This is a genomic window from Flagellimonas hymeniacidonis, assembly GCF_008040165.1.
Lineage (GTDB): Bacteria > Bacteroidota > Bacteroidia > Flavobacteriales > Flavobacteriaceae > Flagellimonas > Flagellimonas hymeniacidonis.
The window spans coordinates 19037-38491 of record NZ_VRUR01000002.1 but is presented as its reverse complement, the minus strand read 5'-3'; the positions used below and the strand labels follow the sequence as shown (position 1 = coordinate 38491).

Here is a 19455-nt window from a genome sequence, read left to right as displayed (position 1 = left end):
TATTTCTTTTATGTTTTATATACCTAATCGTTGACAAATTCTTCACCAAAATTAAAGGTAAGTGAAAAGCGTAATGTGTTTTCCAACGGATTTCTAACTTGTGAGGTAGAAAATAAATACGAAAGGTCTATCTGTGCTGCTTTAAACTGAAATCCAGCTCCTAGAGTGAAAAACTGTCTTGCTCCTTTTTCTTCATTTTCATTAAAATACCCAGCACGAAGCATAAAAGCCTCTTGATATTTATATTCCGCACCTAGTGCCCATGTAACTTCTTTTAATTCTTCTGCAAAACCATCTGGAGCATCTCCAAATGATTCAAAGGCTCCGCTTAAGAAACCTATTTGCTGGTATTCATTGTTATCTTCAGCCGTAATGGCTCCGTCTCCCGTAAAATCTCTTGGGGTAGGCACCAAAAGTTTATTAAACTCTGTATGAAGTCCTAGAATATTATCTTGATCTAGAATAAAATCAAAACCAGCACCAAACTTTAAATTAGTGGGCAAAAAGTTTTCTTGTCCTCCAGCATCATATTGAATTTTACCTCCAAGATTAGAAATATTGAAGCCAGCTCTCCAGCGACCATCAAAACTATTGTAGGCGATTTCCCTTGATCTGAAAAAACCTGCTATATCCACAGCAAAGGCATTAGCCGCTTGCGAATCTTGTGTTCCATCCTGGAATCTAAGGTTTGAACTGATAAATCGTCCACCTACAGCCATCGAAAAGGTTTGGCTCAATTTTAAAGAATACGACCCATCAATTGAAAACTCGTTTGGTTTTACCAAAGTAGCATCTTCATCAATTGTCTGACGAAGTTCTATTTCGCCTAAACCAAAATAGCGCAAACTAAAAGCAAATGCGCTACGATCGTTGACTTTGTTATAAAAATTAGCATTTAAAAGGGACACATCGTTAACGATGCTCTCCAAATATGGTGTGTAACTGACCCCTACTCCTGTTTTTTGGTTTGCGAAAGCAAATTTTGCTGGATTCCACTGCTGCGAGAATACATCAAAAGATGTTGCCACTCCCATATCTCCCATACCAGATGCTCTTGCATCCGCAGCTATGGTTAAAAATGGGACTGCTGTTGTAATTACTCTTTCTTGTTGTGCACTTACTTGTGGGGCCACAATAAGAAACACTACCAATATTAGTAACTTTTTCATTTTAAGCGTTTAGCGTTTAGTAAAAGTTGAGGTCCAAAATATTCTAAAGCATAAAATATCCTTAGACGTATTACATGTAAACGAACTTTTCCATGAATTCTTGTAACGGAACTCTTTTTTTTTAACCAATTCTTAAGAGAGCACTCCTATGATGCTGTAAATATTGGCTTAACCAGAAGTATAAAATCGTTAAAACTCCCTTTTATCATACTATTTTATATCCATTCGCGTTTAAAAGTGTAGCTGGTTACTGTATGGTGGTAATCACAATTATTTTATTAGCACAAAATATAATGGTAAAAACATCGTTTTAATGCCATTACAAGGATTTAAAAATCAAATCAAGTTAAAGTATTTAGGAGGTAAAATCCCTAATTTTTAAAGTACTCAAGCCCAAATTATGAAAAAACACTTTATCAAAGTTGTACTTTCTTTCGCTATTATAGTAGGAAGTTTTTCTAGTTGTAAAAATTCCTCGTCCTCTTCTTCCAAGAATGTTTCAAGAGCCACAGGATGGAAGATAAATGCCAAAGAAGGTGGATTCCAATACAATTCTGATTTTAAGGAACAGGTAACCCCTCCTGGAACTGTGTTCATTGAAGGTGGAACATTTACCAAAGGTAAGGTCCAAGATGATATTATGCATGATTGGAACAACACTCCAACGCAACAGCATGTGCAATCGTTCTATATGGATGAGACGGAAGTTACCAATGTTATGTATCTAGAATATTTGGATTACTTAAAATCCGTATATCCGCCAGAAAACCCCAACTATAAAAATATTTATCATGGTGCTTTGCCAGATACATTGGTTTGGAGAAACAGATTGGGCTTTAATGAAACGATGACCAATAGCTATTTGAGGCATCCAGCGTATGCTGAATATCCAGTAGTAGGTGTAAATTGGGTTCAAGCTTCTCAATATGCCGAATGGAGGACCGATAGGGTTAATGAGGCTATGTTGGAAAAGGAAGGCTACTTAGCTCAAGATGCAAAATATAAAGTATTGAATGGCGAAATTGGTGGAACATTTAGCACCGAAGCGTATTTGAACAATCCAGAGTCTGTTTATGGTGGACAAATAGATTCCTTACAAGGGAAGCAGAAAAAAGATTCCATAAATTCCTTTGCCAAAAGAAGTAGCGGCATCATTATGCCGGAATATAGACTTCCAACGGAAACGGAGTGGGAATATGCCGCACAAGCTCTTATTGGTTCAAGAGAATACAATAACTATAGAGGTAGAAAAAAATATCCATGGGAAGGTGATTATACCAGAAATGGACAGCGTGTAGGTCGTGGTGACCAGTTGGCTAACTTTAAACAAGCCAAAGGTGACTATGGCGGAATCGCAGGATGGTCGGATGATGGCGCTGATATAACCGCTGAAGTAAAATCTTATAAGCCTAATGATTTTGGTTTGTATGATATGGCCGGTAATGTATCCGAATGGGTAGCTGACGTCTATCGTCCAATTGTTGATGATGAAGTAAGTGACTTCAACTATTATCGTGGAAATATTTTCTTGAAAAAAGCGATAGGCGAAGACGGAAAGGTAAATGTTTTACAAAGTGATGAAATTGTGTATGACACCCTTCCAAATGGTAAAATCGTTGCCTTGAATCTGCCAGGAGAAATAGAAATGGTTGCTGTAACAGAAGAAGAAACCTACTTAAGAACTAATTTCGATTCTAGTGATAACCGTGGTTACCGTGATGGTGATCCAGGATCTTCAAGGTTTTTTGAAAGGTTCAGTGATGAATCGGATAATAGAAAAATGTACGATTCACCAAAACACAAAGTTGAGCGGGATTCTACAGGTAAAATTCTCCGTCAGTATGACACCTCAAACTACAGAACTTCTTTGATTAATGATGAAGTACGTGTATACAAAGGTGGTTCTTGGAGAGATAGAGCGTTCTGGTTAGATCCAGCGCAACGAAGATATCTGCCTCAATATATGGCTACTGATGATGTTGGGTTTAGATGCGCAATGTCTAGAGTTGGATCTAAATCGAAAACCAAAAACAAAACGATTAGACACAAAAAAGCAAAATAAGACTTGAAAGAGTTTTTAGTAAAAGCCCTGATTTTAATCAGGGCTTTTTTTGTCCTAAAAAACATAGAATATCCGTTAATACAATAGCAAAATTACAAACTCCAAAGGCTGATTTACCATACATCCATGAGTTGCTCAACAGCTGACAGGTATTGAAAATTTAACAAAATCAAGCGCCAATTATATCATTTTTTGCATAATTTTAGTATTATTACTATCAAATTTTCGAATTATTCTGAACTAAAATTCGATTGTTTGAATATTAAAACGGTTACAAAACTAAACTCAAACTCAAAATGATTAAAAATCAGAAACACATTCTATTCAGATCGGTCCACTATCCTTAAAATGGATTAATCCCACAACAATACAAATTTCACAATTCTGCATCACTCTTATAAAAATTTTTATAGGAGTTAAGTGTTTAGATATCTAAAATATTTTTAGACATCCGTGAACAAATATTCAGGGCTTAATCCGTAATTAAACCGATTTTGGAGACTCAAAAAAAGGAAGAACAACTACTTTGGAGTGAAATGAAAAAGGGCAATGTAATTGCCTTGGGTCAATTATATGACCTATACATAAAGACGCTCTTTTCTTACGGCTTCCAAATATCCCATAACAAGGATTATGTCATGGACTGCATTCACGATCTTTTCCTAGACCTATACAAATACCGGGAAAAGCTTTCTGAAACAGACAACATTAAATACTACTTATTAAAATCACTTAGAAGGAAAGTAAATAAAAAGTACAAGCAAAATTTAGTTCATTTTGCTGAGAATGCAACGTTGGAAAATCATTTGAACACAGTCCGGTATGTTTTATCACCAGAAGAAAAGTTGATTGCAATGGAGAATGATTCCAAAAAGAACACCGTATGGCAAAAAGCCACAGATTTTTTAACCAAAACACAATTAAAAGGCCTCCAACTCAGGTACAAGGAAGAAAGACCTTACGAAGAAATTGCGGAAATCATGGATGTCTCCGTCGAAACCTCAAGAACTATTATCTACAGGGCTATAAAATCTCTACGTAAAAACATGGTAATGCCCATCCTTCTTTTCTTTGGAAAAATAGTTCATGTGCTTTTCTTTACCTAGAATTTCCGAATTGCTTTCGTCTGGTAAATTACCTCCTGATTTGTTCGGTTCATTAAAATTTCATCTAAAACCTTATTACTATACATTATGTTTTTTAAATAAAAAATATCCAGTAATTACGGTTCTATCAAAAAAAATGAATAAAAATTGTCTATAAACCAATAAAACGGTGCTTATATTAATATGTACCCGATTTATACTCGGACCATATATGCCTGTTTAGACTATCTAAAAGGACAAAACCAACCATGGAGCAAAAAAATAAGACTCACGAATTAAATATCGAAGAACGAGAACATTTGAAAAAAAGAATCACAGCTTCTATTTTCAAATATCAACGGTATAAAAAAAATACCCGATACGGATTTAGGTCCGCCGGAATTGCTATTGCAATCCTATTCGCATTTGGCATTTACACCTACACTTATAATTATCAGACAGCCTCCATTGAAAGCTATGTGGAGAACTCAAACATATCTATTGACGAGCAAACAGACAATGTTATTTTAGTGCTCGAAGAAGGTGAAAGTGTCAATATCGATGGAGATAATTCGAATATTAAATATTCCGCTACTGGGGAAAAAGTGATCATTGGAAAGGAAGGCAAACTAAACCAAGCAAATACAAAGAATAACGAAGTTGTATACAATACGCTTATAGTGCCGTATGGCAAAAGATCACAAATCCAATTAGCTGATGGCACCAAAGTATGGCTAAACTCTGGTTCTAAACTAGTATATCCGGTGGTTTTTAATGAAAAAAGAAGGGAAGTATACTTGGAAGGTGAGGGAATTTTTGATGTCACCCATAACAAACGACAACCATTTATAGTTCTTTCCAAAAATCATGAAATTGAGGTATTAGGTACTCTTTTTAATGTGAGCAACTATAATGATGATGACAATATCAGTACTACGCTTAAAAATGGTAGTGTACAGATAAAGTATAAGACAGATTCCTTTTTTAAAGGCAATGAAACATTAAAGATCTTACCTGGGACCCAAAGTGTTTACAGGAAAAGTGCCAATTCCATTTTTAGCAAAAATGTAGATGTTGATAAATATTTTTCATGGCGAGAAGGAGTTTTCATCTTTAAGAATGATGACTTAGAATACATTATGAAAAGACTCTCTCGCTACTACAATATCGAAATAGTGGTCAATAACAATGAATTGTTAGGCCATACTTTTTCTGGCTATCTCGACTTAAAAGAAAATGTAGAAAATGTAATCCGTATTATTAAAGAAACATCGGATTTTGAATATAGCTTAAATGACAACCAAATATTAATAAACTAAAAAAAACCGAAAAGTATATGAAATGAAAAACTAACACAAAAAAACCAGAAGATGCGCCAACACCTTCTGGTAAAGTAAAAACATTGCTGAAAAGACCTCTCAGCAACATTATTAATAACAAATAACTAAATTATGAATAAAATTGATGACCCTAAGCCTTTAGGGAGAATAATATCATTGAGGTTTTATCTCTGGACTATTATGAGAGTTTTTCTTCTATTTATTGCCATAGGCCTTAGTTCGGCTTACGCGAACACAAGCTATGCACAGACCAAAATAAATATTGACGTTAACGACGCCACACTTGAGGATTTGTTCAAAGAGATACAATCCAAAAGTGAGTTCATCTTTTTCTATAAGGATGATATTATCGATTCGCAAAAGAAGGTTACACTTAACTTAAAAAATGTTGAACTATCACAGATATTAAATAAGGTTTTTAATAAAACCGATTTGAGCTTTAAAATTGATGATAGACAAGTTGTAATCGTAAAGAAACCTTTAAAGTCTGTCGAAACAAACACTGAGAACAAAGAACTACAGGTTACCATAACAGGTATGGTTAGAGACAACCAAGGTTCTCCTTTACCTGGTGCCAATGTTATAGAAAAAGGCACCTCCAATGGTACCCAAACAGACTTTGATGGAAATTACACCATAAATGCTGCCTCTAATGCCGTTTTGGTATTCAGTTATATAGGTTTTGCAGCACAAGAAATCTCTGTAAACGGACAAACTTCTATCAATGTTTCCTTGGCCGAAGACGCCAGTTTGTTAGAGGAAGTTGTTGTTCTTGGGTATGCCTCTCAAACTAGAGGCGACCTTACTGGGTCAGTTGCTTCCGTAGATGTTTCTGAAGCGACCAAAGCACCTATCGTAAATGCCGCAGAAGCATTGGAAGGTAGGGTAACAGGAGTCTCGGTCACCAATTCCGGTAGTCCAGGAGCAGCTCCAAAGATTACCATTCGTGGTTTTGGTACAAGCAATAATACTAGTCCATTATATATTATAGATGGGGTTCAAACTGAGAATCCTACGGTTTTGAATAGTATCAACCCAGCAGACATTGATCAAATTAATGTTCTGAAAGATGGTGCTGCAGCTATTTATGGGGCAAGGGCCTCCAATGGAGTTGTTATTGTAACCACCAAAAGTGGCGGGTATAATCAAGATAAGCCAATTGTTAGCTTCGATTTTTATTCGGGTATTTCAAGAGCGGCCAATGTGCCTGAACTGTTAAATGCCCAACAACATGGAGACATGATTTTCCAGAGTTTGGCAAATGATGGCGCAGACGTTACACACCCTCAGTATGGAAGTGGAGCATCCGCTGTAGTACCTTCTGCACTGCAGGGATATACTAGAGTAGCTTCATACGACCCCATAGTTAGAGAACCTGTGAGTGCAACTGTAGCTCCAGGCGGAACAGACTGGTTTGATGTGATTACTCAAAACGGGAAAACACAAAACGCGTCAATCTCTATTCAAAATGGAAATGAAACCGGAAAGTACTTTTTATCTGCAAACTACCTGAACAGGGAGGGTGTATTTATCAATACAGGTTTTAAACAAGGAACAACCCGTTTGAACTCTGAATTTAAGATTAGCGACAAAGTAGTTATTGGTGAGCATTTAAGTGCCTCCTTCTCTAACACTCAACGCGGTGTATTCGGAGCAAGAACTAATACAGCAGGAAATATTGATGAGTTCCCAGGTGCTTTTACTCCCGTGAACCAAGCCTTACGTAGTAGTCCACTAATCCCTGCCAGAGATGACAACGGAAATATCGCTGGTACAGGAGCAGGTGGATTAGGTAACTCCAGAAGTCCATTGGCCACCTTGGAAAGGGCAAGAGATGACTTCAACAAGATTCTTAGAGTTTTTGGAGATGTTTATCTATCCGCTGAAATCTATGATGGACTTACTTTTAAGACAACGATAAGTGGAAATATTGAAACATTCGATAGTAGACGTTTCCAAGCTTTGGATCCAGAACACGTTGAGCCGTTGAGTACGAATACCCTTGCAGTTCAAAAAGTTGAAAATTTCAACTGGACATGGAACAATACCCTAAACTACTCCAAGGCATTCGGTGATCATAACCTTAATGTCCTTGTAGGTGTAGAAGCTGTTGAAGATGGAAGTAAGGGACAACAAATTAGTCGTAACGGATACATTTTTGAGTCTCCAGATTTCTATTTGATCAGCAACGGTACAGGAACTCCAAATGTTGATACTGCATTTGATGCGGGCACGACTTTGTTCTCCGTTTTTGGAACAACTACCTATTCCTATGCAGGAAAGTATTTTGGTACGGTTACGGTTAGACGCGATAAATCATCACGTTTCCTAGGGGAAAACCAAAGCCAGACTTTTCCATCTTTTAGTGCAGGTTGGTTGATTAGCAATGAAGATTTCTTTCCTAAGGATGGTATTGTTAGCCGCTTAAAGGTAATTGGTTCTTGGGGGCAATTAGGTAACCAATCCTTACCCATAGCCAATCCAACCATCAATAGTTCTTTCTTGAATGAAGGTTTGGCCAATTATTCCTTTAATGGAAGCACCATATCAACTGGGGTATTATTTAGTCAGGTTGGAAACCCAGATTTAAAATGGGAAACTAGCCAGGCCACAAACTTTGGTGTGGAATTAGGGTTGTTCGACAACGACTTGTCTATTTCTTTTGAAGTTTATGATATAGACACGAAAGATTTAATTACCAGAGACAACAGTCTTATAAGCACAACAGCTATTGATGCTGCGGCTCCATTGGTAAACTTAGGAGATGTTCAAAACACAGGATTTGATCTTGGTATTACGTATAGGCATTCCACAGGTTATGGTTTAAACTATGGAATTCAAGCTAACATTTCAAGATACAAAAATGAAGTACAAAGCTTGATTAGTGATTTTCAAGTGGGACGAACCAACCTTAGAGGAGGTGCAGTTACCAGAACAGAAGTAGGTAGGGCCATATCGTCTTTTTACGGTAGAGAGGTTACCGGTTTCGATGGTAATGGTCGCTTTACCTATAGAGATGTAAATGGTGATGGGTCTATAGATGATGAAAACGATCGTACCTTTATAGGTTCGCCGCATCCAGATTTTACCTATGGTATTAATTTAAATGCGGATTATAAGAATTTCGATATCTCACTTTTCTTCTCAGGTTCGCAAGGGAACGATGTGTATAACTATGAAAAGATATTTACTGATTTCCCGACCTTCTTCAATGGAAATAGAAGTACAAGGGTACTGGATTCATGGACCCCTTCAAATACTAATGCCACATTACCGGCATTGAGTCAAACCATTACCAATGCGGAAACACAGCCCAATTCATATTTTGTTGAGGACGCATCCTTTTTACGTTTGAAGAATCTACAAGTAGGATACACCTTCCCAGAAAAGGTTGCAGGTGCATTGGGTATGGACATGTTCAGACTTTATTTACAAGGAACTAACCTGTTTACCATAACTGATTATGAAGGATTTGATCCCGAAGTAATTTCAAATGATAACCTATCCTTGGGAATTGATTTTCAAACATTCCCAGTATCACAGATTTTTACTATAGGTGTTAATACAAAATTCTAAAAAAATGAAAAAGAGATTGTTTTATTTTGCAACCCTAATAGCACTGGCATTGGGTTGTAGTGATAGTTTTACCGACGTGCCGGCGGTAGGGGCATTAAGTGATGATGACCTTAAAAATGCCCAAGGTGTTAGCTTGTTGCTAGCCAGCGCCTATTCAACTTTGGATGGAATTCGTAACAATCAAGGTGCATCAGAGTGGACCGCAAGTGGAGACAACTGGTGGTTCGATGTTATTGCAGATGATGCTCACAAAGGAAGTACAGATGGTGACCAAGCTGATTTGTTTTTACTTGAAACCTTTGATTGGACTAGTGCAAATCCATACATATTTGGTAAATGGAATGGCTTGTTTGCAGGAGTTAATAGATCAAATGCGGTAATCTCCTTGATCAACTCTATTGAAGGTGGTGATTTTGCAGCGCAATTAGCTGAAGCCCGTTTCTTAAGAGGACATTTCAATTTTGAGCTTCAAAAAATTTATGGAAATGTTCCTTACATCTCCGATGAGAATTTTGATGCAAAGGAATTTAACCAGCCTAATCCTGGCGCAATTTGGGACCAAATTGAAGCAGACCTTCAATATGCAGTAGATAATTTACCCGCTACGCAAGGCGATGCCGGTAGACCAACTTCATGGACTGCTAAAGCATTTTTAGGTAAAGCACATCTGTTTCAATCAGATTTTGCTCAAGCTGGACCTTTGTTTGAAGATGTAATCGCAAATGGACCATATGATTTGAACACTGAATTTTTAGACAATTTTAGTTTGACCGGTGATAATGGCACAGAATCCATTTTTGCCATTCAGTTTACTACGGATTCAGGGCAATCATTGAACGGAAACAGAGGAGGAACACTGAATTTTCCAAACCCAGGACCCTTTGGATCTTGCTGCGGATTCTATCAGCCTACCCAAGATTTGGTAAATGCATACCAAACAGATGGTACTGGACTTCCATTGTTAGATACCTTCAATCAAACCGATGTGGATAATGACTATGGTGTGGAAAGTGAAGATGCATTTACACCACATACAGGACCACTAGATCCAAGATTGGATTACACAGTAGGTAGAAGAGGGATTGATTATAACGGTTATGGACCTCATATTGGGAAAGATTGGATTAGAGCTAGTTTTGCTGATATTTCTGGACCTTATCTACCTAAGAAAAATGTGTACCAATCCGGTGAGAATGGCAATGTGGGCACTGGAGCTTGGGGACAACAGCATTCCGGAATCAATTATCATATTATGCGCTATGCAGATTTACTGTTGATGGCTGCTGAAGTTGCAGTTGAAAACAATGATTTGCCAAAGGCACTCGGATATGTAAACGAAGTGAGGAATAGAGCCAAGGCAATGACATACATTAAAGAAGAAGTTTCAGCTGGAGTTTTCCAAGATGCGGCAAATTATGAAATAGAGCCATATGCTTCTTTTCCAGATCAGGACTTTGCCAGAAATGCGGTTCGCTTTGAAAGACGTCTGGAATTGGCAATGGAAGGACATCGTTTGTTCGATTTGAGACGATGGGGAGTTGCACCAGATGTAATCAACAATTATGTGACCAATGAAGCTCGTGTCATTGCTAATTTTGGAACTAAAGCAGGTACCTATGCACCAAATATGGATTTAATTCCAATCCCTATCAATGCTATAGATTTAAGTGGTGGCGTGCTTGAGCAAAACCCAGGGTTTTAATTGTAAGAGAATAGTTTGAGTTAGTTTTAAATAGTTAATTAAGTTTAAGTTGATTGGGAAAACAGGGTGTGAAAACCCTGTTTTCCAATTTAATATAGTTAATTCGATGAAGAAAGTTGACGGTAAGAAATTTTTACATTTTAGTTTGGTAATTCTTTTATTTTTTTCGTGCTCTAAAAAGCAGGAAGATGTAGGGCCAAAGCTATTTTCAAAAGTCACAAGTAAAAAATCAGGAATTGATTTTGCAAACAATCTCATCGAAAACGATTCTCTCAATTACTTCACCTATGCCTACATTTATATGGGCGGCGGTGTATCAGCTGGAGACATCAACAATGATGGTTTGGTAGATTTATATTTTACCGGAAACATGGTCCCTAACAAATTGTATTTGAACAAAGGAAACCTGCAATTTGAAGACATATCTGAAACAGCTGGAGTATCGGGCGATAACCGTTGGTATACTGGCACAACCATGGTAGACGTTAACCATGATGGCCTTTTGGATATTTATTGCTCAGTAGGCGGGAAATTTGGCCCCAAAAGGAATCAATTGTTTATCAACAACGGGGATAATACATTTACTGAAAAAGCCGAAGAATTTGGAATTGACGACCCAAGCAATAGCGTACAAAGTACTTTTTTTGATTATGATTTAGATGGGGATTTGGATTTATATGTAGCCAATTACCCCCCCACTCCTTTCAACGCCCCTAATTTTCATTATGCATTCAAACAAAAATTTCCCAAACCTTTGGAAACCGATAGGCTGTTCAAAAATGAAAACGGAACATTTATCGACGTAACGGAGGAGGCAGGTCTAAAAACATTCGGCCTATCTCTGAGTGCCACCGTGGGAGACCTAAATCAAGATGGGTGGCCAGATCTATATGTATCCAATGATTTTAGTTCACCCGATTACATGTTCATCAATAACAAAAATGGAACATTTTCGGAGCAAGTGAGAAGAACTACCAAAAACAACTCCTTCTATGGTATGGGAACAGATATTGCCGATTTCAACAACGATTTATTATTAGATATCATGCAGGTCGATATGACAGCCAGCATCAATAGGAGAGCGAAAGCCAATATGGCAAGTATGAACCCGCAACTGTTTTGGAGCACCGTAAATGCCGGGTTCCATTATCAGTATATGCAAAACACTCTGCAGTTGAACAATGGAAACCTAAATGACTCACTTCCTGATTTCAGCAACATATCAAGATTTGCAGGAATATCTTCTACGGATTGGAGTTGGGGGCCCCTATTTGCAGACTTGGACAATGACGGCTGGAAAGACCTCTTCATTTCTAACGGTACACGTCGGGAAATAAACAATAGGGATTATTTTCTGGAAATTGAAAAAAAGGGAATCCCTAAAGACAGTATGCTCGCCAAAAGTCTTGCCATACCTTCCGAAAGAATCGACAACTATGTATTCCAAAACAATGGCGATCTAACCTTATCGCGAAAAAACAAGGAATGGGGTATTGAATTTGAAGGTTTTTCAAACGGCTGCGTTTACGTAGACCTAGATAATGATGGAGACTTGGAAATTGTAACCAACAATATTGATGATTTTGCTTCAGTATTCGAAAACAAAAGCTCAGACCAAAATAACTATATCACCATTAAATTAAAAGGCCCAGAAAAGAATCTATATGGATTGGGTACCAAAGTGACCCTATTTTCCAATGGCTCCCAACAATATCAAGAATTGACATTGACCCGGGGATTTCAGTCCTCCGTGGCACCTGAACTTCATTTTGGATTGGGCAAGGCGAAAAGTATTGATTCCATAATAGTGGTATGGCCAGATTCCAAGAAAGAATTATTGAGCAATGCAAATATCAACTCAAATCTAATCGTAGAATACTCCAATGCTTTAGATTCTGAAAGTTTTGACTCAAAAACAAAAAAAACGCTACTTTTTCAAAGTAAACCAATCTTGGAACATGCTCATATCGAAAATTATTACGATGATTTTGAAAAAGAAATATTACTTCCTCATCAAACATCTATGCTAGGACCCAATATTGCAACGGGCGACCTAAACAATGATGGATTGGATGATATTGTAGTGGGTAGTTCCTCACAAAACACTACCGCATTGTATTTGCAACAAAAAAAAGGTCATTTTCTTAAAATGGATTCCTCACCCTTCGCAATCGACAGTGGTTCGGAGGATATGGGCATCCATATTTTCGATGCGGATAACGATGGGGACAACGATATTTATATAGCCAGTGGCGGAAACGAATTTTCACCCAATTCCGACCAGTTGCAAGACAGATTATATCTTAACAATGGTAAAGGGGATTTCGAAAAAGCTACTCAGGCTTTGCCTCCAATGATTACCAGTAGTTCAAGAGTGCATAGCCACGACTATGATAAAGATGGTGATTTGGACCTTTTTGTAGGTGGGCGTTTGGTGCCCGGCAATTACCCATCCCCCGCCAACAGTTATATCCTTGAAAACAAAAGCGACCATGGAAAAGTGCAATTTGTGAACGCGACCCAAAAAATAGCTCCAATGCTGAATAAGGTTGGAATGGTTACAGATGCTGTTTGGACAGATTTTGATGGCGATTCTTGGTCAGATTTAATTTTAGTCGGTGAATGGATGCCTATCACCCTATTAAAAAATGATGGTGGTTACTTCTCCGAAGTGTCAGACAGTTGGAATACTGGTGATACTTCAGGATGGTGGTTCAGTATTAGTCAAGGTGACTTTGACCAAGATGGTGATATGGATTATTTGGTGGGAAATCTTGGAGAAAACTTTAAGTATAAAGCGAGCGAAGAAGAGACTTTTGATGTTTATTTTAACGATTTTGACAAAAACAGCACCAACGACATTGTCCTAAGTTATTACAATTATGGTGAAAAATTTCCAGTAAGGGGAAGAGAATGTACTTCGCAACAAATGCCGGCGATAAAAGAGAAATTCAAGGATTATGAATCTTTCTCAAACGCAACCTTGGAAGACGTTTATGCAAAAGAAACGCTGGACAATTCTTTGCATTATCAGGTAAAATCATTCTCTAGTATCTATCTCGAAAACGAAAATGGAAAAATGATTCCGCACAAACTGCCAAACCTTGCACAATTGTCATCAATCAACCAAATTATAGTTAAGGACTTTGATCATGATGAAAATTTGGATGCATTAATTGCTGGCAATCTGTTTAATTCGGAGGTGGAAACTCCAAGAAATGATGCAAGCCATGGCCTATTTCTAAAAGGAGATGGAAAAGGAAATTTTAATCCCATTTTAGCCAAACACAGTGGTTTCTTTGCTCCAGGCGACGTAAAAGATATGTCCATTATGCAAATCTCAAAAAAGAACTATGTTGTTTTGGCCAAAAATGCTGACATACTCCAGTTTGTGGAAATCAATTGATTTTCTATTACAATTCATCATGAGGGTTTCCAACAATTTTATGGATACCTTAATTTAGCATCAGGCTTTTTTTTATCTTCGATTTATGACATTGGAACAACTGCACGCACTATTCTTAGCATACCCTACGATTTGTACCGATACGCGAAAAATTACTGAAAGCTGTCTATTCTTTGCTTTAAAAGGTCCCAACTTTAATGGCAATAAATTTGCAAAGGAAGCATTAACCAAAGGGGCTGCCTATGTAATTATAGACGAGGAAGACCATAGGGTTTCTGAACAATGCATTCTTGTAAACGATGTGTTGCAAACACTTCAAAAACTATCCACATTTCATAGAAACTATAGCAACGCAAAGGTCATTTCCATTACAGGGAGCAATGGCAAGACCACAACAAAGGAACTAATAAACATGGTTCTTTCTAAAAAATATAGGACCATCGCTACAAAAGGGAATCTAAACAACCATATTGGAGTGCCTTTGACGCTTTTATCCATTACAAATACAACTGAAATAGCAATCGTGGAAATGGGAGCTAACCATCAAAAGGAAATCGCATTTTTAAGTAGTATTGCACAACCAGATTTTGGATACATCACCAACTTTGGTAAAGCCCACCTAGAGGGTTTTGGGGGTGTTGAAGGTGTAATCAAAGGAAAAAGCGAACTCTACGATTACCTCATTGCCAATAAAAAACATGTTTTTTTAAATGCCGATGACCCTATTCAATTTCAAAAACTGGGTTCTTACACTAAAAGAATTGGTTTTAGTCAGAGTGACCACCAATTTTACAACATCAAATTTATCGATGCCAACCCATTTGTCGCTCTTGAGGTTGAAAGTATTCCGATTGAAACACAACTTATTGGCAAATATAATTTTACCAATTGCAGTGCTGCCATTCTTATGGGGAAATACTTTAATGTACCCATGGAAGCAATCAAAGTGGCCATTGAATCCTATCAACCCAAGAATAATCGATCTCAGATAATAAATAAAAAAGGGTTCGAGATAATTTTAGACGCCTACAATGCCAATCCTACCAGTATGAAGGCAGCTTTGGAGAATTTTGCAATCATGGAAGCCAAAAACAAGACACTAATTCTTGGAGATATGTTTGAACTTGGTAGAGATGCTTTAAAAGAGCATCAATCCATAGCTGATATGACCAAAAATTTAAGTTTTAATGATGTTTTCTTTGTGGGTGAAAATTTCTTCGCAGCTAAAACCTCCTATGAAAAGTTCAAATCCTTTCATGATTTAAAAGAACATCTGAATCAAAACAGGCTTAAAAAGGGCGCTTTGCTTATTAAAGGTTCTAGAGGGATGGCATTAGAACGAGTTTTGGATATTTTATGATAAAATCATAAAAAAATCACAATATTCAACATATCAATTGTTTATAGCAAGATTACTTGAAATGTCTTCGGGTTTTGTTCGACACAATAACAAACAAAACTAAACAGGTCATGGAAAAAAGTGTAATTGTTTTTGATGGAGAATGCAACTTATGCAATGGTGTGGTAGGTTGGCTCTTAAAGTTTGCTCCCGTGGACATTTTTCAATTCGTTCCCTTTCAATCGCCTCAAGGACAAGATTTGCTTAAGCAATATGATTTCCCTACAAGTCATTTGGAAACAGTTATTTTGTTTGACGAAAACGGAAAGCACACTCATTCAGATGGCTTTTTAAAGATTATCTCCAAAATCCCAAAATGGAGATTACCCGCTGCCCTATTGGCCTTTGTACCAAGAATTGTGAGGGATACGATTTATAAAATAGCATCTAGAAATAGGGTAAAATGGTTTGGAAAATCCCAAACCTGTACGGTAAGTTTCTAAGAAATTGTGGGACATACTGGATTCGAACCAGTGACCTCTGCCCTGTCAAGGCAGCGCTCTAAACCAACTGAGCTAATATCCCATTAACAAAAGGGCTGCAATATCGTAAAATTGTTACCAATCTCCATATTCGGCAGAATTCTTTTGCGTTTCATGCAATGTAATATGAAGTAATTGTTCTTTGTCCAACTTAGGTTTTAGGATATCATAAATCACTTTTACAAAGTATTCGGTTGTTGGCAACAATTCCTTAAATTCTGGACAGTCCTCATTTAAATTCTTATGATCAAACCGCTCCTCTATTTCATCTGCTATAAGCGCTCCTAACACTGCCAAATCCATTACAAAGCCAGTATTTGGATCAATCTCTCCTCTAATTCTAACTTCAAGATCAAAATTATGCCCATGATAGTTGCGACTATTGCATTTTCCAAAAATCTCTACATTCTTCTCATCACTCCAATTAGGATTGTGCAGTCTATGGGCTGCATTAAAATGGGCTTTTCTACAAATTGTGGAAATCATACCACAAAGCAAATAAAAAGATAGGACTCAGCACAGTTTTATATACAAAAAAAAGAGTTGCCTTATAGCAACCCTTTTTTTAATGATATAATAGGTACTACCCCTATGAACAAATATTTAAAACAATCTCTCCTGGAGTTGGGCCTGGACCCCCAGAAGCAGCAGTTTCACCAGAAGGTGCTATTAATTCAAAAGTGTGTTCCTCTTCAAAAGCACCGGCAACATAGGTAAATATGAGCTCAGTTGTCCCCGCTGGTACTGAGATAGTGAACGAAACTGTGGCCAAACCGTTGGCCATGGTATAATCAGTGTCTACTCCATCTATGGTTACCGTAATAAATGCACCATCCCATGTATCTGCAAATTCATCTGCCAAATTAAGTTCATAATCACCAATAACAGGGGAAGTTGGAATACAATTTATACCAGCACTGTAGGCAAATGGTGATGAAAAAAAAGATCCATTAGCTACCGTTCCTGCTGCTCTGTTCGTAAAAACCCGACCGTCGGTAAGTTGTGCTTCCAACCTAAAACTGATGGCGTCTCCTCCATCAACTATGGAAAAATCCGTTCCGGCAGCGGTTAATGCATCGCTCAACGTGACCACTAAATCTGCCCTAGGAAAACCAAATGGTCCATCACTAAAGGCTGAAGCTGGAATTGTACTTGCCAATGCCTCCTCAGATGAGAGGTCATTATCTCCAACAACGGTGTTATCCACAAATTGAACAAATACTCTTACCTCTTGCAGTAAATCTCCATTTTCACTATCCTGGGCTTCCAGAGTTACCCCAAAGGTTGAGGTAGGCTCGAGAAGGTTATATGTGGTACTTAAATTAGCAACTGTTCTAAGTACCAATCCACGTCCAACGGTTGCCTGTACGTCATCCACTATTTTTTCCTCCGAACAGGAAACAGCTGTCATCAACCCTATAGCGAATAATATGTATGTTCTTATTTTTTTCATAATATTATTTTTATCAGTCATTGCTTTAATTAGTTCGAATTAGGGAATGAAGGTCCTGCTGGATTATTATCCCAAAATACCTGTACCGCAAGATTTGCTTTTTGCGTAATGTTGGAATTAGAAGTCACTGCTTGGTTAGGGTAAAACATAGACCTCGGAAAACTTCCTGGATCTAGTTCCCTATTAGGCTGCAAACTATTTGGAAACCCTGTTCTTCTGTAGAAGTTATATGTCTCAATCCCATTTCCGTAGTGAGCTACAAAGTAACTTTCTGCCAAAATATTCCATTGGTCATCTCCAGAAGCTGCTCCAAAGTCTGAAACCACTCCATTAATAAAGTCTGTTACATCGGTTGCCAACGGTTCAAAAGAAAGGTCAGCATTAGGATCGACTGATACGAAACTTCTTGCTTTTGCTATCTGTTTTGTCATTCCCGCTTCCAAGAAACCTTGTGCCAATGCGGCATTACCTTGAGCCAATTCTATTTCCGCTCTCCAAAAATCAACCATAAAAGCATTTAAGATTGGCGTTACACCGGCACCACCGCCACCATTAGATAATGGATCTGTAGGCTGTGCTACAGGACTAAAGCTATCATCGTCAAAACGACCACCTGCTGGATATACCCCCCAAGTTGTTCTTAAGGGGCCATCTGGTGGAGCACCTTCATCATCTCCGTGATCTCTACCCCAGTATCCATTTGGCAGATTACAAAATGTAAAGCCTCCCGTAGTGTAATGCAATGGTGGGGTTTGCAACGAACATCTCAACGTTTGCTCATCTGCGGGAATCTCCTGCCCAGGAACTTCATTGGTCTGTCTATAAAAATAGTACCTAATCCTTGGGTCATTGGTTGTTTGCATTTTATTTATCAACCAGTTTGAAGCATAATCCCCAGGGCCATTGGAAACGTAGTTCAGTCCATATCTTGGGTGTCTATTATCTGGCTGTGCAGCACTTGTACCTGGCCAAACAAAATCAAAATCATCTGCAGTATCTGTAATATAATCTCCAGAATTGACTATTGCATTAAAGGCATCTATAGCGCCTGGGTCCACTAGCCTTGTCTGTAGGTAAAGCTTCATTTTTAATGTATTGGCTGCCTTAACCCACTTGGTGTAGTCATTGCCGTAAAAAAGCTCTGTTGGAGGTGTGGCAGATGCCGTATTGGTAAAATTGATTATTGCTTGATCCAAAAGTGCAAGTGCTGCCTCATATACGGATGCACCACTATCTAAAGTTGCATTAACAATCTCTGGAGCTTGAACTGCCTCGGTATAAGGTATGTCACCAAAAAAGTCTACTAAAGAAGATATTGTATATGCTTCAATAAATTGAGCAATCCCTAAATGACGTGTTTGACCCGCTTCTTCTGCCAAGGGGGTCATCAATCTAATATCGAAAAGAATCCCTCGGTAAGCATTATCCCATTCATCATCAACATCACTATCCTGGTAGGTACTTTCATAATCTCTACTGGACATTTGCATTATTCTGGTAAGTTCCATACCCAAAGGTGAAAGGCCATCTCCGAATTGAAAACCACCGGTCACAAAATTATCATTTGGATCACCTGAAACATCACCGTCCAATTGTCTAGCAAAATCTTCTTGTATAGAAGTAATAAAGAAATCTGGAGCTGCTAAATCAGGCGTTAGAAAGTTTGGATCGTTTGTTATATCTAGCTCAGTGACTTCGCAAGAGGTCATCATCAAGAGTCCAGTAAATAGACTCATTGCTATATGTTTGCTTCTTATTTTCATTTTTCTATCTTTTTTTGT

The 19455-nt window shown here is 37.8% G+C and carries 12 protein-coding genes and 1 tRNA gene; 8 read left to right on the top strand and 5 right to left on the bottom strand.

Translation table 11 applies throughout. The features are described 5' to 3' along the window. Positions 1–23: 23 nt before the first annotated feature. Positions 24–1169 (bottom strand): type IX secretion system outer membrane channel protein PorV, encoded by a 1146-nt coding sequence (porV, locus tag FVB32_RS08995; RefSeq protein ID WP_147743477.1) that lies wholly within the window; start codon positions 1167–1169, stop codon positions 24–26. 400 nt (positions 1170–1569) lie between these two features. Between porV and gldJ the strand changes: the two genes are divergently transcribed. The 8 genes from gldJ (at position 1570) to FVB32_RS08955 (ending at position 16182) form a co-directional block, all read left to right on the top strand. After that, positions 1570–3231: a gliding motility lipoprotein GldJ gene (gene gldJ / locus FVB32_RS08990; protein WP_147743476.1), complete on the top strand. Its 1662-nt coding sequence runs from the start codon at positions 1570–1572 to the stop codon at positions 3229–3231. Between the two features lie 494 nt (positions 3232–3725). Further along, positions 3726–4337: an RNA polymerase sigma factor gene (locus FVB32_RS08985; protein ID WP_147743475.1), complete on the top strand. Its 612-nt coding sequence runs from the start codon at positions 3726–3728 to the stop codon at positions 4335–4337. A 248-nt stretch (positions 4338–4585) separates the two neighbouring features. Beyond that, positions 4586–5635: a FecR family protein gene (locus FVB32_RS08980; RefSeq protein ID WP_147743474.1), complete on the top strand. Its 1050-nt coding sequence runs from the start codon at positions 4586–4588 to the stop codon at positions 5633–5635. Between the two features lie 132 nt (positions 5636–5767). Continuing rightward, positions 5768–9232, top strand: coding sequence for a TonB-dependent receptor (locus FVB32_RS08975; RefSeq protein ID WP_147743473.1), 3465 nt, complete (start codon positions 5768–5770; stop codon positions 9230–9232). 4 nt (positions 9233–9236) lie between these two features. Continuing rightward, the gene (locus FVB32_RS08970; protein WP_147743472.1) at positions 9237–10934 is read left to right on the top strand and encodes a RagB/SusD family nutrient uptake outer membrane protein; all 1698 of its coding nucleotides are present in this window, start codon (positions 9237–9239) and stop codon (positions 10932–10934) included. Positions 10935–11040: 106 nt separating this feature from the next. Next, positions 11041–14340: a VCBS repeat-containing protein gene (locus FVB32_RS08965; RefSeq protein ID WP_147743471.1), complete on the top strand. Its 3300-nt coding sequence runs from the start codon at positions 11041–11043 to the stop codon at positions 14338–14340. A gap of 85 nt (positions 14341–14425) precedes the next feature. Next, the gene (locus FVB32_RS08960) at positions 14426–15700 is read left to right on the top strand and encodes a UDP-N-acetylmuramoyl-tripeptide--D-alanyl-D-alanine ligase (protein WP_147743470.1); all 1275 of its coding nucleotides are present in this window, start codon (positions 14426–14428) and stop codon (positions 15698–15700) included. A gap of 110 nt (positions 15701–15810) precedes the next feature. After that, complete coding sequence (locus FVB32_RS08955) at positions 15811–16182, top strand: thiol-disulfide oxidoreductase DCC family protein (RefSeq protein WP_147743469.1); 372 nt, start codon at positions 15811–15813, stop codon at positions 16180–16182. Between the two features lie 7 nt (positions 16183–16189). On the opposite strand, the gene FVB32_RS08950 is transcribed toward FVB32_RS08955, so the two are convergent. The 4 genes from FVB32_RS08950 to FVB32_RS08935 all read right to left on the bottom strand — a co-directional run bounded on the left by FVB32_RS08950 (position 16190) and on the right by FVB32_RS08935 (position 19437). After that, positions 16190–16264, bottom strand: a tRNA-Val gene (locus tag FVB32_RS08950). Between the two features lie 32 nt (positions 16265–16296). Beyond that, the gene (locus FVB32_RS08945; RefSeq protein ID WP_147743468.1) at positions 16297–16707 is read right to left on the bottom strand and encodes a 6-pyruvoyl trahydropterin synthase family protein; all 411 of its coding nucleotides are present in this window, start codon (positions 16705–16707) and stop codon (positions 16297–16299) included. Between the two features lie 103 nt (positions 16708–16810). Continuing rightward, positions 16811–17674 (bottom strand): hypothetical protein, encoded by an 864-nt coding sequence (locus FVB32_RS08940; RefSeq protein ID WP_147743467.1) that lies wholly within the window; start codon positions 17672–17674, stop codon positions 16811–16813. A 29-nt stretch (positions 17675–17703) separates the two neighbouring features. Next, positions 17704–19437 carry a SusD/RagB family nutrient-binding outer membrane lipoprotein gene (locus tag FVB32_RS08935; RefSeq protein ID WP_147743466.1) on the bottom strand — a complete coding sequence of 578 codons (1734 nt, stop codon included), beginning with the start codon at positions 19435–19437 and terminating at the stop codon, positions 17704–17706. Positions 19438–19455 lie beyond the last annotated feature (18 nt).